This is a genomic window from Parasphingorhabdus sp., from assembly GCF_039939955.1.
Classification (GTDB): Bacteria; Pseudomonadota; Alphaproteobacteria; order Sphingomonadales; family Sphingomonadaceae; genus Parasphingorhabdus.
Genome location: NZ_JBDVHS010000005.1, coordinates 1,167,746 through 1,188,268, shown reverse-complemented (window position 1 = coordinate 1,188,268; position 20,523 = coordinate 1,167,746). Strand labels below are relative to the sequence as shown.

The window sequence follows — 20,523 nt, the reverse complement described above, 5'->3', positions numbered from 1 at the left end:
ATCTGGTCAGGGAGGGAAACAATGATTATGGCCGTTCAAGAGGTTAAAGGAAACTATGGCAAAAATAGCATTTATCGGGATGGGCGTGATGGGCGGCCCAATGGCGGCTCATCTAGTCGATGCAGGACATGAGCTAACCGTTTACAATCGAACCCGTGCGAAAGCCGAGGCGTGGGGTGCCAAACATGGTGCTGCTCTTGCAGAAAATCCGGCGGAGGCCGCACGCGATAAACAAATTGTGATTACTTGTGTCGGTAATGATGATGATCTTGCATCGGTCACCATGGGCCGCGATGGGGCTTTCTCGACAATGCCGTCGGGTTCTCTTTTCATCGACCATACGACCGTTTCTGCGCGGATAGCGCGGCAATTGTCGGTTGAAGCAGAGGGGCGAGGCATTCATGTTGTCGATGCGCCGGTCTCTGGCGGTCAATCCGGAGCCGAAAATGGTGCGTTGTCGATCATGTGCGGTGGTAGCAAGGAAGCCTTTGCCGCTGCCGAGTTGATCATGTCCGCTTATGCGGAACGTATTGTGCATGTCGGACGCACGGGGGCTGGGCAAACGACAAAAATGTGCAATCAAATTGCGATCGCCGGGGTGCTCGAAGGCCTGTCTGAGGCACTGCGTTTCGCGCAGGCCAGCCAGCTCGATCTGGAAAAGGTCCACGAGGCTATCTCGGGCGGTGCAGCACAAAGCTGGCAAATGGACAATCGCTGGGCAACCATGGCGAAGGATGAATTTGATTTTGGTTTTGCTGTCGACTGGATGCGCAAAGATCTGGGGCTGGCGATTGAGGAAGCCCGGTCCAATGGTGCAGCGATACCGGTCGCCGCGCTGGTCGATCAATTTTATGCGGAAGTGCAGGCCGATGGTGGTGGCCGCAATGACACGAGTTCTCTGGTCTCCCGTCTTCCGAAAAGAAAATAAGCAAAGGCGAGCGATATGAGCAGCTGGTTCAAAAAACATGGTGCAATATTTGGTGTGATGGTCGCGAGTATGAGTCTGGCATCCAGCCCGGTCAGTGCCGACAGCTTGATCGAAAATGTCAACGGCATAACGTTAGACGATGAAGGCAATGCCATTCGTTTCGCCGCCATGGTGATTGACGATGATGGCAAGGTGAAGCAGCTGTTAAGCCGTGACGATAAGCGGCCACGTGAATTGGATTTTCAGTTTGATGGCGAAGGCCGTACGCTGATCCCGGGCTTTTTTGATGCTCATGGCCATGTGATGGAACTGGGCTTCGCCGCGCTGACCCTTGATCTATCTGGCACCCAGTCGCTCGAAGAAGCATTGGAAAAGGTCGCGCAATATGCAGCCGACAATCCCGCTCGACAGTGGATCATCGGAACGGGTTGGAACCAAGAGGCCTGGGGGCTGGGGCGTTTTCCTACGGCGGCTGAACTGGATGCTATAGTGCCGGATCGTCCGGTCTATCTGTCCCGGGTTGATGGGCATGCAATTTGGGTAAACGGTACTGCGATGGCAGCTGCTCGTATTACATCTGCCACAAAGTCACCTGACGGCGGCGCTATTGAAACGAAAGCCGGTAAACCAACCGGTATTTTTGTCGATGCGGCTGCTGGGCTTTTCGCCGATGTCATTCCGAAGCCGCGTCCCGTAGAACGCGACCTGGCACTAGCCAAAGCGCAGGAGATATTGCTGGTCAATGGAGTCACGGCGATCGCTGACATGGGTACGTCGATGCAGGATTGGCAAAGTTTTCGCAGGGCAGGGGATAGTGGCCAGTTGAAGGTGCGTATTGTTGCCTATGCCGCTGGGATAGATAATATGATCGCAATAGCAGGCCCTGGGCCTTCACCTTGGCTTTATGAGGACCATCTCCGTTTGGCGGGGGTCAAGTTGATGATTGACGGTGCATTGGGGTCGCGGGGAGCGTTGTTGAAACAGCCCTATGCCGACCGCCCAAAGGAAAGCGGGCTGGCAATGCTGACCTCGGCGCAGCTTAGAAATAAGATGAGCAGAGCAGCTATGGACGGTTTCCAAACGGCGGTTCATGCGATTGGTGATAAAGCGAATGAGGAAGTCTTATCGGCAATTGAAGAGCTGAGACTGACCTATAAGGGAGATCGGCGGTGGCGAGTGGAGCATGCTCAGATTGTCGATCCTGTCGACATTGGCCGTTTCGCTGCTTCCGGAACAATCGCTTCCATGCAACCGGTCCATCAGACGTCTGATAGGCTAATGGCGGAGGCGCGTCTTGGGCCGGATCGCTTGCATGGTGCCTATGCGTGGAAGTCATTGATTGATTCGGACGCAAAATTGGCATTTGGGACCGATGTTCCGGTTGAATCACCCAATCCTTTTCCCGGTATTGCTGCTGCCATGACGCGGGAAGATGCTTCTGGGCGGCCTTTCGGAGGATGGATGCCTGAAGAACGCTTGGCGCGACAAGATGCGTTACATGCGTATACAAGTGGCTCGGCTTATGCAGCCTTTGCTGAAGATCGATTTGGTAGTCTGGAGCCTGGAAAAAGGGCGGATTTCCTGCTTATTGATCGGGATATCTTGCTCGCAACCCCTTCGCAAATCAAAGATTTGAAAGTTTTGGAAACGTGGATCGCGGGCAGGCCGGTATTTGTTCAGAAATAGCAATATGTGCTTAAGTGGTTTGGAAATAAGCTAACTTGAGAAACTAAATGCTCTATTTTGTTGCCAAGAATCATAATCTCAGTTAGGAAAATTCCAGCAGAGGGACTTTTCAATAAAACCCTTTGTAAAACAGCAGGGCGCATGAATGCCCATTTTTGGCATTCGACCTTTTGTAAATGACGTATTGGAGCATAGTTATGAAATTCGGTAAATTGGCAGCTGGCATTGCCGCAGCATCTTTGATTGCTGCACCTGTGACGGCCCAAGTATCTCAGAGTGTTGAGCGCGTTGGCGCAACCACTTCTGCTTCTTCTTCGGAAGAGCTTGAAGGCGGAAGCGGCATTCTGATCGCTGTTCTTGCAGCAGCAGCGGTTATCGCTGGTATCATTGTCATCGCTGATGATGATGATCCAACAAGCCCTTGAGCTTAAGCTAATCTAATTTGGAAAACGGGGCGATTTTCGTCCCGTTTTTTTTTGGTTATCACCAACATGACCTGATTATAAAATTATGTGGTGAATCACCTTTTCATTCTGTTCACTCCATTGCATATTGCTAATGTCGATTCTGAATAATGCAACAAAAGGCAGGTTTTGTGACTGCACCCGTTCGCTTCCCGCGATTCTTTGTGACCAATCCCAGCCCATGCCCCTATTTGCCTGGCAAAAACGAACGCAAAGTTTTTACAGAGCTTAGCGGCCCTCATACCGAAGAATTAAACGACGCCCTTGGGCGGATTGGTTTTCGACGTAGCCAGAATGTCGCCTATCGACCCAGTTGCGTGGATTGCAAGGCTTGCGTTTCGGTTAGAGTGTTGGCCGATGAGTTTCGTCCCAGTGGCACGCAAAGGAAATTGATCCGCCGCAATCAGGATCTAGTGGTCGAAGCCTGTGAACCATGGGCAACAGAAGAACAATATCAACTGCTCCAGAACTATCTCGCGAAACGCCACCCAGGCGGTGGTATGGCAGAGATGGACGAGATGGATTATTCCGACATGGTTGAGCAGTCGCCGGTTAAGAGTTTAGTTGTCGAATATCGCGAACCCACGCTGGATGGCAGTAAGGGGCGACTGGTTGGCGCTTGCTTGACCGATCAGCAAGCTGATGGCCTATCAATGATCTATAGTTTCTTTGATGCGGAACATGGCGAGCGGACGGGCCTTGGAAATTATATTATCATGGATCATATTCTGCGCGCTCAGGCGGCTGAGCTACCCTATGTTTATCTAGGCTATTGGGTAGATGGCGCTTCCCAGATGGAATATAAAGTCCGGTTTCGTCCTTTGGAGCGCCTTGGTCCCGACGGTTGGGAAAGATTTGATCCAACTGCGTTGCTCCGACGACAGGGTCAAAGCTGACACTCGAGACTTGTGATCTTATTCGCCGAAAATACTGGTGCCCAAAGAGCAGCATGCCTCGGCGTTGCTGAAGCCCTTCACTCTTCGTAGTAGGTCGTTGTCGTCGTGGTTGTCGTCGTCGTGGTAGTTGTGGGTCCAGATTGCGTGACGGTAGATGTTACCGCCGATTGTGCATCCGGATAATATCCGTTCCTACCGCCGGGGTTGGTTTGATATCGCGTGGTATCTTGCTGATTTTCCGTATCTTTTTTGAGCAATTTTCGACATCGATTGGTTCGTTGATCAATGGCAGTTCCCGCAACCGCGCCCAGACCGCCGGTCACACCATTAGTTTTCTTGCATTGTTCAAGATAGACAAGCTCTTCTGCACGATTTGAAATTTTCTTTGCTTGATATTTTTGTGCTGGCTCCATGTCGCCAGTACCGATGAAGGTTCCTGAATAGTCTCCCCGATATACGCGACCGTCGGCATCACGATAATCGCCTTGCCATTCACCTTGGTAGCTTCCGTCTTCTTGATATGCGCCGTTCCAATTCCCTTGATAGGTTGGCTGGGCGGCGTTGGGATAAGCAGATGGTGTGGAAATCACTCGATCATCGCCAATCACAGCATTTGTCTCATAAGCGATCCGGTTATCGGGATAGTCTTGGTTATAGGGGAGTTGAACGGTGGCATCTGAAGTCGAGTCGACAGCGGCAATGGCGGAATTTGGCGCAACCGCGAAAATAGCGGTAACGCAAGCACATATGAGGGGCTTCATGCGTAACAACTCCTATTTTGGGCTTGCATCCAGCATGCCCAAAGGAAATTTGGTTAACCGCTATTTACCATTGTTCACGGATGTTGGCCATTGGGCTTATCTGAAATAGGGTAGATTTCTCACCCTGTCTCGAATTGGGGCATATCATACGATTTTTCTCAGCCAAGACTGGGGGCAATGGCCTTGATCAAGCTCATCATCCCCGCTTCATCTGCCGGGCTGAAACGATCGGGCAGGGGGCTGTCTAAATCGAGGACCGCGATGACTCTTCCATCTTTCATAACCGGTACGACCAGTTCACTCCGACTATCGGCGTCACAAGCAATATGGCCCGGAAAGGCATGAACATCGGCGACCCTTTGTGTTTTTCCGGATGCTGCAGCGGTGCCGCATACGCCTGATCCAACCGCGATCCTGATGCAGGCTGTTTTGCCTTGGAACGGCCCTAGTATGAGTTCGCTATCGACCATCCGATAGAATCCGGCCCAGTTGAGGTCTGGAATATATTGCCAGATTAGTGCTGCGATGTTTGCCATATTGGCAATCGCATCTGGCTCGCCATCAACGAGTGCAGCGGCAGCGGATGTCAGGTCAGCATAATATTCCGCCGTCGGCTGTTCTCTATCGATGGAAATTTCTAACATGATGGTGCTTTCGAATAGATTTTCTACTTCCGGCTTCTTTACCGGATTATATACGGCAAGCTAGCCCATGATGATATCCAGTGACTGCGCTGCTCATCGCTCAGTCCAAACTCGGTTTTCCGCGCATTCTTTTCACGGAGGACTTCTTCTTCTTGGAATCAATCCGCCGCGCTTTGGCTGCTCTGCTCGGGCGGGTTTTGACCCTTCGCGGATCTCGTTGGTGGGCTTGCTCGATGATTTCCTCTAGCCGCCGTCGCGCTTCTGCCCGATTGGCTTCGCGGGTGCGATATTCGCGGACGGTGAAGACGAGTTCCCCGGCCTGTGTCATTTTTCTCCCTGCAAGGGTTTTTAGTTTCCGGAATGCATAAGGCGTCAACCCCAGAGCATAGACGTTGACCCGCATTTGAACCGCTGTCGCTACTTTGTTGACATTTTGCCCTCCAGGACCGCTGGCGGCTAAGAATGTTTCAGTGATCGCGCTCGCTGGGATTTCGGTCATGGATGGATCATGCGGCATGGGCCTCCGTGCAACAAGAGCTTGTTAATGAAGCTTACCATATGTTGTAAAAAATGGTCCTTTGTGTTGCCAATATACCGAAAAAGACAGTGCATTTTGACAAAATAGTCACGATTTGAGCATCGAAATTGCAAAAAGTTAATTTTTTTTTGGAAGATTCCGAGAGTCCTGAAATGACTCATTCCTGCGGGTTACAGAGTCATTTCGATCTTCGCGACTCGCCTTGAGTCCTGACTTAGCGAAAAATTAACCTTTTAAGTTCATTCATCTTATGGTTAATAAATGATCCATCGGGTCGGAATAGTTTCCGATCCTGGAGCGTAATTTAGAAAAAGGGGCTGCCTGATGCGCGTGCTGCTGATTGAAGATGAACCAACGACCGCAAAAGCGATCGAGCTTATGCTGACGACCGAGGGTTTTAATGTTTATACCACTGATCTGGGTGAAGAGGGCCTCGATCTTGGCAAGCTTTATGATTATGACATCATCTGTCTCGATCTAAACCTGCCGGACATGCATGGCTATGATGTGTTGAAGAAACTGCGCGTTGCGAAGGTTCAAACACCTGTCCTAATTCTTTCCGGCATCAGCGAAATGGATAGCAAGGTCCGCAGCTTTGGCTTCGGTGCCGATGACTATGTGACGAAGCCGTTTCACCGAGACGAGTTGGTTGCCCGTATCCATGCTGTTGTGCGCCGTTCGAAAGGCCACTCACAGAGCGTTATCCGGACCGGAAAACTGGCCGTTAATCTTGACGCCAAGACGGTTGAAGTTGATGGCAACCGGGTACATCTGACCGGCAAAGAATATGCGATGCTTGAGTTGCTGTCCTTGCGTAAGGGCACAACGCTCACCAAGGAAATGTTCCTCAACCATCTATATGGCGGCATGGACGAGCCGGAGCTTAAAATTATCGACGTGTTTATTTGTAAGCTGCGCAAGAAGCTATCGCTGGCCTGCGGTGGTGAAAACTATATCGAAACGGTATGGGGACGCGGCTATGTTCTGCGCGATATGGAAGAAGAAATCGCGCCGACTGCTCAGGTCGCATAAAACGCGGAAGCAATATCAAAAATGGTCTGTTTGTCGGACCGAAAAACGGCGGGGCCATCTGGCTCCGCCTTTTTTATGAAGCGGTGTCCAGATACCAACGTTCTGAACCTTGCAGTACCAGTGCGGTTAGCTTGTTAGAATAATAGGCACCAGTGTCGATACCGATCCGTGTCCCGCATTCTACGACGTCTTCATTGATCGTATGGCCGTAGACAATGACCTTTTCATGGGCTTCCTGTGTCGCAAGAAAATCTTCTCTAATCCAGCGAAGGTCTTTCTGACGCTGTTCAGAAAGGGGGATGCCGGGACGGATACCAGCGTGTACAAACGCATAGTCGCCAACGACGATTTGGTCGTCAAAACTTGTTATAAAATCAATATGCTCTTGCGGGAATAGCTCAGGCAAGCGTGCGGCCAGTTCCGGCATGTCGAGTTCGAGATATTCCTTCATTGTGATGTCATAGCTCAAGATCGTCTCGCGTCCGCCGATCCTGTTGAAGAAGCGGACGGCTTTTTCTTCACCGGTAGCTGCGGCCAGATAAACTTCTTCGTGATTACCCATCAGAAACCGGACGTTGCCCAGTTCGGCTTTGGCCTGGATAGCGGTATCGAGCACGCCGGCGCTGTCGGGGCCGCGGTCGACGAGATCACCAAGAAAGATGATTTCACTTTCAACAGTATCGCGTTCACCGTCATCCTTGATGATCTTGTCCAGCAATTGCAGCAGGAGGTCATTGCAACCATGTACGTCGCCAATTGCATAGACGCGGCGGTTCTCGGGAATCGTCGCGCTATCAATTGGCCGGTCCGGCTTTTTTTTGCGTAGAAGGCGTTTCAACATGGTGACTAAAAATCTATCCTGAAAAATCTGGTTTCAAGGGGGATATCGTTTGCAATTTTAGCGTGTCAATAGCGTCAAAGCCTGAACGGTTGCTGACGGCCTCTAGCTTTCTACCGTGAAACTAAGTCCAGCCTTGTCTTCCAATCGCTTGACGAGCTTGTTGCCCATCAGTGCGCCCGGTGTCCAGACACCGCCACCCTGTTTGTTACCATCAAGAGCAATACATAGAGCCGCTTCGGCAATCATTTTGGAGGTGGAGCCATAGCCGGGGTCTTTATCACCTTTGACGCAGAGCGTGGCTGTTTCACCGTCGGAAGTCTCGCCTAGGAACAATACGTCATAATAGCCATTTTCGCGTTGTTCTTTGGTTGGGCCTTCGCCTGGCTTCGGTGCATCATCACCACCGAGGGGATTGGCTTTCGCCACCATTTCAGCGGCCTGTTTGCCAATATCACCGGGGCTGGTGACGACCATCTCATCATATTTGAAGTCTTCGCCAAAGGCAAAATCGAGCAGAAAATTGGTGCGATGCACATTTTTTGTGTTGATTGCGGCCATGATGAACGGGGCAACCCAACTGTCGATGGTCTTATCATATTTGGGGATCAACATATTGGGCTGGTCCGGTCCTTCAAAACCGGGTGTCAGGCCAAAGCTGCTTGCTAGAATTTTGACGAGGCTAGGGTTTTTGGCAATCGCTTTCATCGTTTCTTTCAGGCTGGCTGCGGTTCCGCCCGAGAATGTGCCTTCCATTGCGCGGACGCGCCCTTTGACGCGCGTGGCAGGTTTCGCAAAACGCTCGTTCATTTCCTTCTGCAGCATCAATACGCCGAGATCGAAAGGGATCGAGTCAAAGCCACAGGAAAAACAGATTTGCGCTCCTGATTTTTCGGCCGCTTCCTGATGGGTGTCGAGCATCTCGCGCATCCATCCCGGTTCGCCGCAAAGATCGACATAGTGGGTGCCATTTTTGACGCAGGCAGCCACAAGTTCGTCGCCGTATAGTTGATAGGGGCCGACTGTGGTCAGTATGACCTGCGCCCGGCTCGCCATCATATCTATGGAATCTTTATCATCGGAATCGGCAACGACCAGCGGTGTGGCCTTTGGCGCACCAATGAGATCGCGGACCTCTTCAAGCTTGTTAAGGCTGCGACCTGCCATTGCCCATTTCGGGGCATCGTCGGACAGCCCATATTGCTGTGCCATATATTCAGCGACAAGACGTCCGGTATAGCCGGTTGAACCATAGATGATGACATCAAATTCACGTGTTTCGGACATAGGGGCGCTCCTGCCGTTTATCTTCTGGTGAAATAATTGTGCGATCTATGACCTACAGCTTAGGCAGAGTCACACCTTTTTGCATCATATACTTGCCGGCTCTGTCCGCATAGCTTGTCTCGCAAGGTTCATTGCCTTTTAGGAACAGGAACTGGCAGGCACCTTCATTTGCATAGATTTTTGCGGGCAGGGGACTGGTATTGGAGAATTCCAAAGTGACATGGCCTTCCCATTCCGGTTCCAGTGGTGTGACATTCACAATGATCCCGCAGCGGGCATATGTGGATTTACCCAGACAGATAACGAGCACATCGCGTGGTATCCGGAAATATTCGACAGTGCGGGCCAAGGCAAAGCTGTTGGGCGGGATTATGCAACAGTCGGTTTTGCGATCAACGAAGCTGTTTTCGGCAAAGTTTTTCGGGTCGACAATGGCATTATCGACGTTCGTGAAAATCTTGAATTCATCTGACACGCGGGCGTCATATCCATAAGAAGACAGGCCATAGCTGATGCTTCCTTCCCGTTTTTGACCTTCCACGAAAGGCTCAATCATGCCGGACTTTTTCGCTTCATTGCGGATCCAGCGGTCAGACAAAATGCTCATATTTGTTTCCTGTTGGTGATCATGGTCGCACTACGTTCCAGTTTATCGGGCCGTCAACCCCACTGATCCGCCGCATATCTGAAGCGCGCCACATGACCCAGGGTTTTGTGGCGTAATCCGGTGGAAAAAAATTGGCCTCGAGCCAAAAGGTCCGGTCAATCCCGCTACTGATATTATATAGCTGCTCGAAGTCTTTTGACACGGCGACGATGGTGGGTTTCTCGCTATGGGCTTCTATCTGGTTGAGGAATGTGTTGAGCTCGCTGAGCACCAGAGCGCGACTAGGGCGGTCTCTGCAATCATTGTCGAAGGCCAGACGAACGGCAGGTGGCAACATATTGTCGCCGCGCGGGACGGTGGTCACAAACATAGTCGCCTGATCCGTCGCGAGATGGCAGAGCGAATAATTGTGGAGAGCACCATAGCGCACCCCGGACTCCCGTGCTCCTTTTATATTCTCCGCGAATTTCTCATCCCGTTTTTTCGCACCGTTGGTGGCTTGGACATAGGCAAAGTCAACGCCAGTCGCGCCGGCGATATGCCAAATGATCTGGCCGTGGCTTTCATCGACGGATATGCCCTGCACCGGATATTGGTCCCGGGATGGCGCCCAGCTAAGGATAACGCTGCGCAAGATGAATGCGATGATCAGCAGCACCACTGCTGTTACGGCAAGGCTCAACAGTGTTTTTTTCATGTTTCGATTGGCCACCCTGGTTCCCTAATACGCAGCGGAAGAATCATTCAATTCTTGATATGCAATACACAGATCAATGTGAAGAGACGGCGCGCGGTCTTGAAGTCTACCTCGATCTTTCCGTCTAATCGTTCGATCAGCAAATCTGCTCCTTGATCATGTACACCCCGCCGGGCCATGTCGATGGTTTCGATTTCCGCTGCACTCGCCTTGCGGATCGCCTGATAATAGCTGTCGCAAATGGCAAAATAATCCCGAACTGGTCGTCGAAACCGGCCAAGTGCTAAGATCAGAGTTTCCAGGGGGTCGCCATTTTCGCGTCCGATGGAAATGATCAGTCGACCTTCCTGAACACTGAGTTGAAGTTGATAGGGGCCGGCATAGCCATCGTCATGTGGTTTGAGTGGCTTGAAGAAATTCTCTTCGATCAGATCAAATATTGCGATCCGCCGTTCCTGCTCGATATCGGCGTTGCGCCACAAAATTGTGGCTTCGTCGAGTTCAACAGAAATGATGCGCGGATCGGACATAGCGCCTTGTTGCCGCAGCGCCGGTCAGAGGACAAGAGTTTTTGCAGTGCAACATGGCGGCTGTGTGTTTTTCCACAGGACTGTCCCCGGAAGTTTACGAATTTTTTCGCCGCGCCCCTTGCCGAGAATCGATTCAGGGTCAATGAAGAGCCATGGCCGAATTGATGCATTTCCAAGCAGATGAAAGTGACGAGCAGCGACTGCCGCGCAATGTCGAAGCAGAGGCGACCTTTCTTGGTGCGCTGCTGATCGACAATCGTGTCGCGGAAGATGTGCAGACACGTCTGCGGCCCGAACATTTTTATGAACCCTTGCATGGACGGATTTACGAGCAGGCATTGAAGCTGCTCGACAAAAATATGGTGGTTACTCCGGTGACCCTGAAGCCTTATTTCGAGTCTGATGAAGCAATGAAGGCGCTAGGCGGACCATCCTATCTTGCGAAACTCACGGGTGATGGGGCCGGACTGATCGGCGCCCGTGATTTTGCCGACCAGATTTATGATCTGGCCTTGCTGCGCGAATTGGTCAGCGTCGGTCGGACTTTGGTGGAAAGCGCGTTGGACACCAGCGAAACCGTTGCTCCCAAAGAACAGATCGAGGAAGCGGAAACGGCTCTTTACCGGGTTTCCGAAGGCGAAGCGCAGGAAGGCGGTGTACGATCGTTCCTACAGGCATCGACAGAGGCGCTGAGCAACGTTGAGCGGGCCTTTAACAGTGGCGGCAAGGTGTCGGGTATCACGACAGGCCTGACCGATGTGAATGCCAAGATGGGTGGTTTGCACAGGAGCGATTTGCTCATTCTGGCGGGTCGTCCTGGCATGGGTAAGACATCGCTCGCGACCAATATCGCGTTCAATGCGGCCAATCGATATCTACGGGATATGGAAGACGGGATTGCACCCGCTGACTCTTTGGGTGCTAAAACCGCTTTCTTCAGCCTAGAAATGTCGGCGGATCAGCTGGCTACAAGGATTTTGTCGGAGCAAGCAGAAATTAGCTCGGAAAAGCTGCGCATGGGTGCGATCAGTCGGGACGATATGCATCGACTTGCGTTGGCGTCGCGAGAATTGCAGGATTTGCCGCTGTTTATCGATGATACGCCAGGATTGACTATTGCTGCACTGCGGACGCGTGCTCGACGGTTACAGCGGCGTCAGGGTATCGGGCTGATCGTGGTCGATTACCTGCAGTTGCTGCAAGGCTCCGGTCGTGCCAATGACAATCGAGTTAATGAAATTTCGGAAATCAGTCGTGGCCTGAAGACACTGGCGAAGGAATTGCAAGTGCCGGTGATGGCACTGTCGCAGCTCAGTCGGCAGGTTGAAAGCCGGGATGACAAACGTCCGCAACTTTCCGATCTTCGTGAATCCGGTTCGATTGAGCAGGACGCGGATATCGTGATGTTCATTTTTCGGGATGAATATTATCATCTCGCGATCAAGCCTGATGAGCCTGATGGCAATTCCACACCGGAACAGATTGCAAAATATTCTGCCTGGGAAACCGATCACCAAAGCAAGGTGAATAAGGCGACGGTCATCGTCGCCAAAAACCGGCAAGGTTCGACCGGTAATATCAACCTTAGCTTCATCAGCGAGTTCACGAAATTCGGTGATTTGGCATATGGGGATGCGCCGGACGAATATTAGCTAGCGATAGACAGTGATCCCAACCGAGCGGTGAGCCTCATATAGAGAATGAAGCGCTAGAAAATCGGATCATTCTTTCCATTATCATCCGCATCCGGCAACGGCGTCACATCTTCGTGAATGCCGCATTCGGACTTGTCCCAGCCGCGCCAGCGCCCCGCACGGGGATCTTCACCTGGCAGCACTTTGGAGGTGCAGGGTGCACAACCAACCGAGAGATAACCTTCCGCTTCCAACGGGTGGCGCGGCAGGTCATGCTCTTCGAAATAGGCTTCGAGATCATCTTTGATCCAGTCACCCAATGGGTTGATCTTCAATCGACCATCGTCAATTTCAAAGCGCGGGATATTGTTGCGGGTTACAGACTGGAATGCCTTCCGGCCAGAAATCCAGCTGTTCAATCCCGCTTTGGCGCGTGCCAGCGGTTCCACTTTACGGATTTCGCAGCAACCGTCGGGATCATAGGACCAACGGAGACCGTTTTCGTCCTTCTCCGCCAGTACCGCTGCATCGGGTTCGACAACATTGCTGTTCTTTATGCCAAGAGTTTTGACCAATTTCTCTCGATATTCGAGCGTTTCTGGAAACATTTTCAACGTATCCACAAAGGTCACCGGGATGGTTGCGTCAACCGCTGCAATCAGATGGAGCAGAACGGCGCTTTCGGTACCAAAGGAGGATACGACCGCGACTTCGCCCAACTGGCGCTCGTCAAATAATGCCTTAAGCATGTCTATCGTGCCTACGCCTTCAAAGCGTTGGTTCAGGGCATCTGCGTCGGCCTGGGAAAAATCCGGACGGACGTCGATTGTGTCGATTCTGCGTGCTGCTTCACCCATGACGAAGTTTCCAAATTGCTGTGCGTTGGTCTGATGTTCCCTGATAGACATGGTCGTAACGACGGATCGCTTCTTCCATCAGTTCGGGATCGATTGGAGCGTCCGGTGCAAAGGCGTCAAAGCCGCAACGTTGCATATAAGCGACCTGATCCAGCAGCACATCACCACTGGCCCGGAGCTCACCGGCATAGCCGGCTTCCCGCAATATCTGTGCGGTCGAATAGCCACGACCGTCGCCAAAGGCCGGAAAAGCAACTTCGATCAGTGACAGACGATCAAGAAAGGGAAGCAATTGCCGGGCATCTTCACCTGGCTCGATACGAACAGCAGTGGCGTTGGATTCGCCCAGAAACGAGTCGAGCGAGACCGCTGGTTCTGCATGGGCATCATCACTGCGCAAACGGATGGGATCAACCATAGATAGCCTCCTTGAACCGAGCCATGCCGACACGGCGATAGGTGTCGATAAATCGCTCTCCATCTTCCCGTTGATCGAGATAGAGATCGGTTACCGTCTCAATTGCATCAATCACGCCATCTTCGGTAAAACCAGGCCCCGTGATCTTCGCAAGGCTGGTGTCTTCCGCAGCGGAACCACCAAGCAGAAGCTGATAATTTTCCGTGCCTTTTCGGTCGACGCCCAATATGCCAATATGTCCGGCATGGTGATGGCCGCAAGCATTGATACAGCCTGAAATTTTGAGCTTCAGCTCACCCAATTCCCTCTGACGACCGAGGTCAGCGAAGCGTTCGCTGATTTTCTGGGCGAGGGGAATAGAACGGGCATTGGCGAGGCTGCAATAATCGAGCCCGGGGCAGGCGATGCTGTCCGAGATCAAGTCGAGGTTTGCTGGAGCTAGTCCCGCTTCATCCAGCTTCTGCCAAAGCGCATATAGATCGCTCTTCTTAACATGCGGGAGCACAATATTCTGGCTGTGGGTCACGCGCAATTCGTCGAAGCTATATTGCTCGCCCAATTCCGCCATCAGATCAATCTGTGCCGATGAAGCATCGCCGGGAATGCCACCGCGCGGTTTCAGGCTGATCGTTACAATTCCGTAGCCCGATTGTTTATGCTCGGAAACATTCTGGTCCACCCATAAAGCAAAATCAGGATCGGATAGGTCTAGATCATTGCTGGCACTGTTATCAAACGGCGGGTCCGCAAAATATTGAGTGATGCGCTCCAACTCCTCAACCGGCGGGTTTAGTCCCAGCTGTTTCATATGAGCGAATTCTTCTTCAACCTGGCGGGTATATTCTTCCTTGCCAAGCTCGTGGACGAGGATCTTGATCCGTGCCTTATATTTATTATCCCGTCGTCCGTAGCGGTTATACACCCGCAGGCAGGCCTCGGCATAGCTGATCAGTTCATCGGCAGGCACAAAGTCCCGGATTTCCGGTGCGATCATGGGTGTACGACCCATGCCGCCACCGACATAGAATTTCGCGCCTAGTTCGCCGGCTTCATTGTGCACCAACTGGATACCAATATCATGCAGCCGCATTGCCGCACGATCGGTTTCGCTGGCAATGACCGCGAACTTAAACTTCCGTGGAAGATAAGAAAATTCGGGGTGAAAGCTGGACCATTGCCGCAGAATTTCTGCCCAAGGGCGTGGATCAGCAATTTCATCTGCCGTCGCACCAGCAAATTGATCAGAAGAAATATTCCGGATGCAATTGCCGCTGGTTTGGATGGCATGCATTTCGACCGACGCAAGATCAGCAAGAATATCGGGAGCATCTTCCAGCTTGATCCAATTATATTGCAAGTTTTGGCGTGTCGTAAAATGTCCGTAATCGCGGTCATATTTGCGCGCGATATGGCCAAGCATCCGCATCTGTTTGCCACTCAGCGTGCCATAGGGAATGGCAACACGCAGCATATAGGCATGAAGCTGTAGATAGAGGCCGTTCATCAACCTTAGCGGTTTGAACTGGTCTTCGGTTAGATCTCCTGCGAGGCGGCGTTTTACCTGATCGCGGAATTCTTCAACCCGTGTGTCGACCATTTTCTGGTCATATTGGTCATATTGATACATGTTAGATCACCCAGTCGCCGGCATTGGGATCAGCCGGTTTTAATGTCAGGTCGAGACGAACGGTTGGTCCGAGTGCCCGGACTCGGTCCTTTATGTGTCCGGGTCGCGGACCACCTTCTGTTTGCTCGGCTTCGATAATATAAGGCGAGTTGACCCTGCGGGCGGATTCTTCTTGCTGCAGAATCGTTTCGCCCTGATCGCCGACATCGACCGCGTCTTTGACAAGACGCGACCATTCGCTGCCGGTCCACCAGATAACGTCGCCGGTTTTGAGGTCATTTCCGGTCAATATGTTCATGCGATCACTCCCGCTATTTGAGCAAATTCCTGAAATTTATCGTCGGCATCGCCATAGTTCGCGACCTCCCCGACGACGAGTAGTGCAGGGCTCTTAATCTTTTCGCGCCTCACGAGATCACCGAGGTCGGTCAAAAGAGTCCGGAGTGCTCTGAAATTGTCACGCGTGCCGTTTTCCAGCACGGCAACGGGCAGGTCCGGTGCAGCGCCGTCGGCGATCAGCTTCTCAACGATCGCTTCGGCATTGGCTACGCCCATATAGATTACCAACGTACGGCCTTTTCCTGCCAAGCCGGACCAATTTTGATCGGACAGGCCTTTGCATTGGCCTGCGACAAAAGACACTGCGCTGGATGCATCGCGATGGGTGAGGGGCATTCTTGCCTGTGCAGCGCAACCGAGGGCGGCGCTGATACCCGGAACGACTTCGACCGCCACTCCAGCGGCGATGCAATCATCAGCCTCTTCGCCGCCGCGTCCGAAAATAAAAGGATCGCCGCCCTTCAGGCGTACGACCAAATGGCCTTTTTCAGCTTCACTGATCAGAATGTCGTTGATTTGGTTCTGTGCGACGCTGTGCAGAGAACGTTTCTTGGCAACCGAAATCCGACGTGCGGATGGCGCTATCAAATCCAGAATATCACGACTAACCAAGCCATCGTGAACGACGACATCGGCGCGTTCCAGCAGTTTCGCCGCTTTCAGTGTCAGCAGATCCGGATCTCCGGGTCCTGCACCAACCAGATGAACTTTACCCGATGGGGTCGCCGTATTTGATGTTTTTTCCATAGTTACGATATGCCCCCATTGACGGCCATGTTCAAAACAGAAGTTTTTGGGGTGACCTAAGCTTAGCTATTTAGCGGGCGAAGGTTCGGTATTGTTCCCAAGATCTTCATCTTTAAGGCCAATCCCGATCGAGGCCTTGGCTTGCTCTGCTTCCAGCGAAACTACGGGATAGGCACAATAGTCAGCGGCATAATAAGCGCTGGGTCGATGGTTACCTGATAAGCCGATGCCGCCAAAGGGTGCTTCAGATGAGGCGCCTACTGTCATTTTGTTCCAATTCACGATACCAGCGCGGCTGTTTGACCAATATTTGTCGTAATGTTCAGCCGTTCCGCCGATTAAGGCGGAGGATAGCCCATAGCGTGTGTTGTTGGCTTCAGCGATGGCTTCCTCAAAGTCACCGACACGGACCACTTGCAAAATGGGGCCGAATAATTCGATGTCCGGGCGCTCATGAAGGTCGGTTACGTCAATGATGCCCGGCGTCAGAAACGGACGGCCCTCGATCTTTTTTGCCATATGCTTGATCGGTTTTCCGCCGTGGCTCATCAGCGCGAGAAAACTCTCGGTAAGGCCGTCGGCGGTCTCATTATCGATTACGGGCCCCATGAACGGGGCTGGCTTCGCAAAAGGTTCATCTATGATAAGGCGATCTGTGATCCGCTTCACTTGCCGAACGATGGGATCATAGAGCGTATCTTTCACGATCAGGCGGCTCGCAGCCGAACAACGCTGGCCAGCCGATAGAAAGGCCGACTGCACGATCAACGTGGCGGCGCTGTGAATATCGTCGGTATCCCATGCAATGATGGGATTGTTGCCACCCATCTCCAAAGCCAGCATCTTGTCGGGCCGGGAGGCATATTGGCGGTTCAATGCAATCCCCGTCCGGGCAGAGCCTGTGAACAAGACGCCGTCGAGATCTTCATTGGTGGTGAGCTGTTTGCCGATTTTCGGGCCGCCGTGAACGATATTGACCACGCCGGTCGGCAGCTTAGCCTTCGCGAAGGCATCAATTAGATATTGACCAACGGCAGGTGTTTTCTCGGATGGTTTAAAAACAATCGTGTTACCGGCAATCAAAGCGGGAACAATATGGCCATTGGGTAGATGAGCTGGGAAATTATATGGACCCAGTACTGCAAGAACACCAAGCGGCTTGTGGCGCAAGGCTGCGCGCATATTGCCCTGGCTGGGTAGTTGGCGCTGTGGGGTACGTTGCGCGAAGGCATCAACTGAAATGTCGATTTTCTTGACGACAGAGTCGACTTCGGTACGTGCTTCCCACAATGGCTTGCCGGTTTCGCGCGAAATCAGTTCCGCGAGATTCTCCGCATCAGCGCGGATACAGGCGGCATAGCGTTGAACCGCCTCTACACGGTTGACCACGGAGGTCGCAGCCCAAGCGGGCCATGCCTCGCGCGCTTTGATAATCGCTGCATCAGGATCGCCGCTCGTGCCGGTCCATAATGTGTCGCCGGTTGCTGGTTCAGTTGATATCAGATCGCTCAAGCTAGCCTCTGTTTTCTAAGGATATTCGATGCCAGATAGCCCGTTTGAAGCATATCCAGCGCAATGGACCATAGCGCGAAAATTCGGCTAATATCAGGGTTAATATCTGCAGAACGTCAATTGATGTAACATGACTTGTTAGCCATTACGCAATGCAAAACCCATTCCACGGATTTCATTGACTTTTTCTGAGAGTTGGTTCCAATCATCATCTTCGGCAATGGCGGCCCAGATGGTTTCAACTTCTTCGATATGCATCGAACATGGACTAGCTTTGTGCCAATATTCGCTCACCGGTTTTCGCGTGCGCTCGCGGTTCGCGATCAGATTGCGAAATTCGGAAAATTCTGATGAGTCATCCTTAGGCTTAGCGACGTCCTCTGCTTTGCCCCAATCGAAGAAAAATTGGTCAATCTGGGTTGTTTTCTGCGCCAAGCCTTTTTCTGCTGCAACCACCAGATCACGGTCGTCATCGAAGCCTTTTGACTCGATGCCCAGCCGCCAGCAGAAATGTTCGGTGAACGCAGTGCCATAGGCCTTGGGGAAGGATTCCAATATCGCAACCAATGGATCACTCTCTGCTACTAAGCACAAGGCGCTAGCAAATTGAGCCAGGTTCCAGTGGAGCGCTTCCGGTTGCCGGCCGAAGCAATATAATCCCTCTTGATCAAAATAGGCGGCGGTAAAGCCCGGTTCCCAATGAGGGGTGAAACGCCAGGGCCCATAATCGAAACTCTCGCCTGTGACGTTGATATTGTCGGTATTCAGGACACCGTGGACAAAGCCCGCGGTCATATAGGCGCCCGCTAGTTTCGCGACTTCCTGCGCAGTTTTGGCGAATAGCTCTGCCGCCGGATCATCGGTCTGGATGCCGCCATAATAATTTGTCAGGCAATATTCGATGAGCTGCTGCATCAGTGCCTCGTTCTTTTCATAGGCGATCCGCTGGAACGCTCCGATACGAATATGACTGTGACTCAATCTTGTCATTACGGCTGATCGCGTCGGAGACGGCTCATCACCGCGCGTTAGCTCTTCGCCGGTCTCGACAACCGAGAGTGTTTTAGAGGTGTTGACGCCGAGTGCTTCAAGCATCTCAGTCGCAATAATTTCGCGGACCGCGCCTTTCAAGGTTAGGCGGCCGTCACCGGTCCTGCTCCAAGGTGTTGTCCCGGAACCTTTAGTCCCAAGGTCCATGAGCCGTTTCTCATGATCGCGCAGCTGCGCGAACAGAAAGCCGCGACCGTCGCCTATATCCGGATTATAGTTGCGAAACTGGTGCCCATGATAGCGCAAGGCCAACGGCGGGCTTAGGTTGTCCGCAAGTGGTGCAAGTTTTCCGAAATGATTGATCCAATCCGAGTCATCCAAGCCGTGCAGGCCAATGCTCTGGTCCCATCGGTCATTTCTGAACCGGAGAATATGATCTGGAAAATTAGCGGCGCTGACCGGATCACCGATCTTTTCTCCCAGTTGGGTGATCTGGACATCGGGCTGGTAGTTGATCTTTGTGGGTTCGGATTGCGGTTTATATGGCATTTCTTGACAGTGGCGGCTAATCGGTTGCGCAGCAAGTGGGAAGACGGGGCAATCGCAACATGAGCGACGAAAAAACATATCAAGATATCTACTGGCAATCTGAGGACGGATTGAAATTACACGCGCGGGACTATTCAGCGGATAATGACAAGACACCGATCATCTGCGTGCCGGGATTAACGCGCAATGCTCGGGATTTTGAGCATCTTGGCGCTGTGCTCAACGGTGAACGACGGATCATCATGTTGGATTTGCGCGGCCGCGGTATGAGCGAATATGCCAAAGACAGCAGCAGCTACAACCCGAAGCAATATATAGCTGACATTATCAAGCTTATGGACGAGCAGGCTATGCCGAAGGCTGTCTTGTTCGGTACGTCTCTGGGCGGCATTGTGACCATGGTAATGTCAAAAATGCATCCCGGACGCGTTGCGGGCGCGTTGTTGAATGACATTGGTCCTGAACTGGATCAAAAAGGATTGGACCGCATCGGTTCGCATGTCGGGCAGGGGAGAAGCTTCGATACTTGGGCCCATGCCGGACGCGATACGGCGGAAAATAGCGGAGATATCTTTCCGGATTTCACACTGAAAGACTGGATTGCCTTTTCCAAAAAAGTCTACCGGATGAACAGCTCTGGCCGCATTAAACTAGACTATGACATGAAAATTGCCGAGCCGTTTGATAGCAAAGGTGGGGGCAGTGGCGCTTTGTGGAACGCATTGGAAGGTTTGAAGGTGGTCCCGACGCTGATATTGCGCGGAGAGATTTCAGATCTATTCAGTGAGAAGATCGCTCGGCAAATGCTCGAGAAACTGGATAAGGGTGATCTGGTTACTGTCCCACGCGTGGGGCACGCACCGACGCTGGAAGAGCCTGCCTCGCTTGACGCGATCCATCAATTGCTCCACCGCATTGATTGACTCTCATCACGATAGCCGA

The 20,523-nt window shown here is 52.1% G+C and carries 22 protein-coding genes; 7 read left to right on the top strand and 15 right to left on the bottom strand.

What is annotated here, in order from left to right:
* Nucleotides 1-55: 55 nt before the first annotated feature.
* The 4 genes from ABJG22_RS10990 (at nt 56) to ABJG22_RS10975 (ending at nt 3,974) form a co-directional block, all read left to right on the top strand.
* The gene (locus tag ABJG22_RS10990) at nt 56-928 is read left to right on the top strand and encodes an NAD(P)-dependent oxidoreductase (RefSeq protein WP_348020265.1); all 873 of its coding nucleotides are present in this window, start codon (nt 56-58) and stop codon (nt 926-928) included.
* 15 nt (nt 929-943) lie between these two features.
* On the top strand, nt 944-2,614 hold the full coding sequence (locus ABJG22_RS10985) for an amidohydrolase family protein (protein WP_348020264.1): 1,671 nt from the start codon (nt 944-946) through the stop codon (nt 2,612-2,614).
* Between the two features lie 197 nt (nt 2,615-2,811).
* Nucleotides 2,812-3,039 carry a hypothetical protein gene (locus ABJG22_RS10980; RefSeq protein WP_348020263.1) on the top strand — a complete coding sequence of 76 codons (228 nt, stop codon included), beginning with the start codon at nt 2,812-2,814 and terminating at the stop codon, nt 3,037-3,039.
* Between the two features lie 170 nt (nt 3,040-3,209).
* Nucleotides 3,210-3,974: an arginyltransferase gene (locus ABJG22_RS10975; protein WP_348020354.1), complete on the top strand. Its 765-nt coding sequence runs from the start codon at nt 3,210-3,212 to the stop codon at nt 3,972-3,974.
* 77 nt (nt 3,975-4,051) lie between these two features.
* Here ABJG22_RS10975 and ABJG22_RS10970 read toward each other — a convergent pair whose 3' ends face one another.
* The 3 genes from ABJG22_RS10970 to arfB all read right to left on the bottom strand — a co-directional run bounded on the left by ABJG22_RS10970 (nt 4,052) and on the right by arfB (nt 5,878).
* Nucleotides 4,052-4,735 carry a hypothetical protein gene (locus tag ABJG22_RS10970; protein ID WP_348020262.1) on the bottom strand — a complete coding sequence of 228 codons (684 nt, stop codon included), beginning with the start codon at nt 4,733-4,735 and terminating at the stop codon, nt 4,052-4,054.
* Nucleotides 4,736-4,893: 158 nt separating this feature from the next.
* Complete coding sequence (locus ABJG22_RS10965) at nt 4,894-5,379, bottom strand: GAF domain-containing protein (RefSeq protein WP_348020261.1); 486 nt, start codon at nt 5,377-5,379, stop codon at nt 4,894-4,896.
* A gap of 100 nt (nt 5,380-5,479) precedes the next feature.
* Nucleotides 5,480-5,878 (bottom strand): alternative ribosome rescue aminoacyl-tRNA hydrolase ArfB, encoded by a 399-nt coding sequence (gene arfB / locus ABJG22_RS10960; protein ID WP_348020260.1) that lies wholly within the window; start codon nt 5,876-5,878, stop codon nt 5,480-5,482.
* Between the two features lie 363 nt (nt 5,879-6,241).
* On the opposite strand from arfB, the gene ABJG22_RS10955 reads away from it, so the two are divergent.
* Nucleotides 6,242-6,949, top strand: a complete 708-nt coding sequence (locus tag ABJG22_RS10955; protein WP_348020259.1) for a response regulator transcription factor — start codon at nt 6,242-6,244, stop codon at nt 6,947-6,949.
* Nucleotides 6,950-7,022: 73 nt separating this feature from the next.
* Here the strand turns inward: ABJG22_RS10955 and ABJG22_RS10950 are convergent, their stop codons facing one another.
* The 5 genes from ABJG22_RS10950 to ABJG22_RS10930 form a co-directional block, all read right to left on the bottom strand.
* On the bottom strand, nt 7,023-7,790 hold the full coding sequence (locus tag ABJG22_RS10950; protein ID WP_348020258.1) for a metallophosphoesterase family protein: 768 nt from the start codon (nt 7,788-7,790) through the stop codon (nt 7,023-7,025).
* A 102-nt stretch (nt 7,791-7,892) separates the two neighbouring features.
* Nucleotides 7,893-9,074, bottom strand: coding sequence for a saccharopine dehydrogenase NADP-binding domain-containing protein (locus tag ABJG22_RS10945; RefSeq protein ID WP_348020257.1), 1,182 nt, complete (start codon nt 9,072-9,074; stop codon nt 7,893-7,895).
* A 52-nt stretch (nt 9,075-9,126) separates the two neighbouring features.
* Nucleotides 9,127-9,681, bottom strand: coding sequence for a dCTP deaminase (gene dcd / locus ABJG22_RS10940; protein ID WP_348020256.1), 555 nt, complete (start codon nt 9,679-9,681; stop codon nt 9,127-9,129).
* A 19-nt stretch (nt 9,682-9,700) separates the two neighbouring features.
* Nucleotides 9,701-10,378 carry a GH25 family lysozyme gene (locus ABJG22_RS10935; RefSeq protein ID WP_348020255.1) on the bottom strand — a complete coding sequence of 226 codons (678 nt, stop codon included), beginning with the start codon at nt 10,376-10,378 and terminating at the stop codon, nt 9,701-9,703.
* Between the two features lie 47 nt (nt 10,379-10,425).
* Nucleotides 10,426-10,908, bottom strand: coding sequence for a UPF0262 family protein (locus tag ABJG22_RS10930; RefSeq protein WP_348020254.1), 483 nt, complete (start codon nt 10,906-10,908; stop codon nt 10,426-10,428).
* A gap of 152 nt (nt 10,909-11,060) precedes the next feature.
* Here ABJG22_RS10930 and ABJG22_RS10925 point away from each other — a divergent pair, with 152 nt between their 5' ends.
* Nucleotides 11,061-12,560 (top strand): replicative DNA helicase, encoded by a 1,500-nt coding sequence (locus ABJG22_RS10925; RefSeq protein WP_348020253.1) that lies wholly within the window; start codon nt 11,061-11,063, stop codon nt 12,558-12,560.
* A gap of 56 nt (nt 12,561-12,616) precedes the next feature.
* Here ABJG22_RS10925 and ABJG22_RS10920 read toward each other — a convergent pair whose 3' ends face one another.
* The 7 genes from ABJG22_RS10920 to ABJG22_RS10890 all read right to left on the bottom strand — a co-directional run bounded on the left by ABJG22_RS10920 (nt 12,617) and on the right by ABJG22_RS10890 (nt 19,581).
* Nucleotides 12,617-13,399, bottom strand: coding sequence for a phosphoadenylyl-sulfate reductase (locus tag ABJG22_RS10920; protein WP_348020252.1), 783 nt, complete (start codon nt 13,397-13,399; stop codon nt 12,617-12,619).
* Nucleotides 13,392-13,817 (bottom strand): DUF934 domain-containing protein, encoded by a 426-nt coding sequence (locus ABJG22_RS10915; RefSeq protein ID WP_348020251.1) that lies wholly within the window; start codon nt 13,815-13,817, stop codon nt 13,392-13,394. Before ABJG22_RS10915 ends, ABJG22_RS10920 begins: the two co-directional genes overlap by 8 nt.
* A complete protein-coding gene (locus ABJG22_RS10910) occupies nt 13,810-15,444 on the bottom strand; it encodes a nitrite/sulfite reductase (protein ID WP_348020250.1) in 1,635 nt (544 codons plus the stop codon). The genes ABJG22_RS10915 and ABJG22_RS10910 overlap by 8 nt, the downstream gene beginning before the upstream one ends.
* Before the next feature lies 1 nt (nt 15,445).
* Nucleotides 15,446-15,742 (bottom strand): DUF2849 domain-containing protein, encoded by a 297-nt coding sequence (locus ABJG22_RS10905; protein WP_348020249.1) that lies wholly within the window; start codon nt 15,740-15,742, stop codon nt 15,446-15,448.
* The gene (cobA, locus tag ABJG22_RS10900) at nt 15,739-16,530 is read right to left on the bottom strand and encodes a uroporphyrinogen-III C-methyltransferase (RefSeq protein ID WP_348020248.1); all 792 of its coding nucleotides are present in this window, start codon (nt 16,528-16,530) and stop codon (nt 15,739-15,741) included. The genes ABJG22_RS10905 and cobA overlap by 4 nt, the downstream gene beginning before the upstream one ends.
* Nucleotides 16,531-16,596: 66 nt before the next feature.
* Nucleotides 16,597-18,042: a succinylglutamate-semialdehyde dehydrogenase gene (gene astD / locus ABJG22_RS10895; RefSeq protein ID WP_348020247.1), complete on the bottom strand. Its 1,446-nt coding sequence runs from the start codon at nt 18,040-18,042 to the stop codon at nt 16,597-16,599.
* 138 nt (nt 18,043-18,180) lie between these two features.
* Nucleotides 18,181-19,581, bottom strand: coding sequence for a protein adenylyltransferase SelO family protein (locus ABJG22_RS10890; RefSeq protein WP_348020246.1), 1,401 nt, complete (start codon nt 19,579-19,581; stop codon nt 18,181-18,183).
* A gap of 59 nt (nt 19,582-19,640) precedes the next feature.
* Here ABJG22_RS10890 and ABJG22_RS10885 point away from each other — a divergent pair, with 59 nt between their 5' ends.
* The gene (locus tag ABJG22_RS10885; protein ID WP_348020245.1) at nt 19,641-20,504 is read left to right on the top strand and encodes an alpha/beta hydrolase; all 864 of its coding nucleotides are present in this window, start codon (nt 19,641-19,643) and stop codon (nt 20,502-20,504) included.
* Nucleotides 20,505-20,523 lie beyond the last annotated feature (19 nt).

Bases quoted from the DNA above. Each gene is read 5' to 3' on its own strand.
- ABJG22_RS10990 (WP_348020265.1), top strand. From the start codon at position 56: ATGGCAAAAATAGCATTTATCGGGATGGGCGTGATGGGCGGCCCAATG.
- ABJG22_RS10985 (WP_348020264.1), top strand. From the start codon at position 944: ATGAGCAGCTGGTTCAAAAAACATGGTGCAATATTTGGTGTGATGGTC.
- ABJG22_RS10980 (WP_348020263.1), top strand. From the start codon at position 2,812: ATGAAATTCGGTAAATTGGCAGCTGGCATTGCCGCAGCATCTTTGATT.
- ABJG22_RS10970 (WP_348020262.1), bottom strand. From the start codon at position 4,735: ATGAAGCCCCTCATATGTGCTTGCGTTACCGCTATTTTCGCGGTTGCG.
- ABJG22_RS10965 (WP_348020261.1), bottom strand. From the start codon at position 5,379: ATGTTAGAAATTTCCATCGATAGAGAACAGCCGACGGCGGAATATTAT.
- arfB (WP_348020260.1), bottom strand. From the start codon at position 5,878: ATGACCGAAATCCCAGCGAGCGCGATCACTGAAACATTCTTAGCCGCC.
- ABJG22_RS10955 (WP_348020259.1), top strand. From the start codon at position 6,242: ATGCGCGTGCTGCTGATTGAAGATGAACCAACGACCGCAAAAGCGATC.
- ABJG22_RS10950 (WP_348020258.1), bottom strand. From the start codon at position 7,790: ATGTTGAAACGCCTTCTACGCAAAAAAAAGCCGGACCGGCCAATTGAT.
- ABJG22_RS10945 (WP_348020257.1), bottom strand. From the start codon at position 9,074: ATGTCCGAAACACGTGAATTTGATGTCATCATCTATGGTTCAACCGGC.
- dcd (WP_348020256.1), bottom strand. From the start codon at position 9,681: ATGAGCATTTTGTCTGACCGCTGGATCCGCAATGAAGCGAAAAAGTCC.
- ABJG22_RS10935 (WP_348020255.1), bottom strand. From the start codon at position 10,378: ATGAAAAAAACACTGTTGAGCCTTGCCGTAACAGCAGTGGTGCTGCTG.
- ABJG22_RS10930 (WP_348020254.1), bottom strand. From the start codon at position 10,908: ATGTCCGATCCGCGCATCATTTCTGTTGAACTCGACGAAGCCACAATT.
- ABJG22_RS10925 (WP_348020253.1), top strand. From the start codon at position 11,061: ATGGCCGAATTGATGCATTTCCAAGCAGATGAAAGTGACGAGCAGCGA.
- ABJG22_RS10920 (WP_348020252.1), bottom strand. From the start codon at position 13,399: ATGGGTGAAGCAGCACGCAGAATCGACACAATCGACGTCCGTCCGGAT.
- ABJG22_RS10915 (WP_348020251.1), bottom strand. From the start codon at position 13,817: ATGGTTGATCCCATCCGTTTGCGCAGTGATGATGCCCATGCAGAACCA.
- ABJG22_RS10910 (WP_348020250.1), bottom strand. From the start codon at position 15,444: ATGTATCAATATGACCAATATGACCAGAAAATGGTCGACACACGGGTT.
- ABJG22_RS10905 (WP_348020249.1), bottom strand. From the start codon at position 15,742: ATGAACATATTGACCGGAAATGACCTCAAAACCGGCGACGTTATCTGG.
- cobA (WP_348020248.1), bottom strand. From the start codon at position 16,530: ATGGAAAAAACATCAAATACGGCGACCCCATCGGGTAAAGTTCATCTG.
- ABJG22_RS10890 (WP_348020246.1), bottom strand. From the start codon at position 19,581: ATGCCATATAAACCGCAATCCGAACCCACAAAGATCAACTACCAGCCC.
- ABJG22_RS10885 (WP_348020245.1), top strand. From the start codon at position 19,641: ATGAGCGACGAAAAAACATATCAAGATATCTACTGGCAATCTGAGGAC.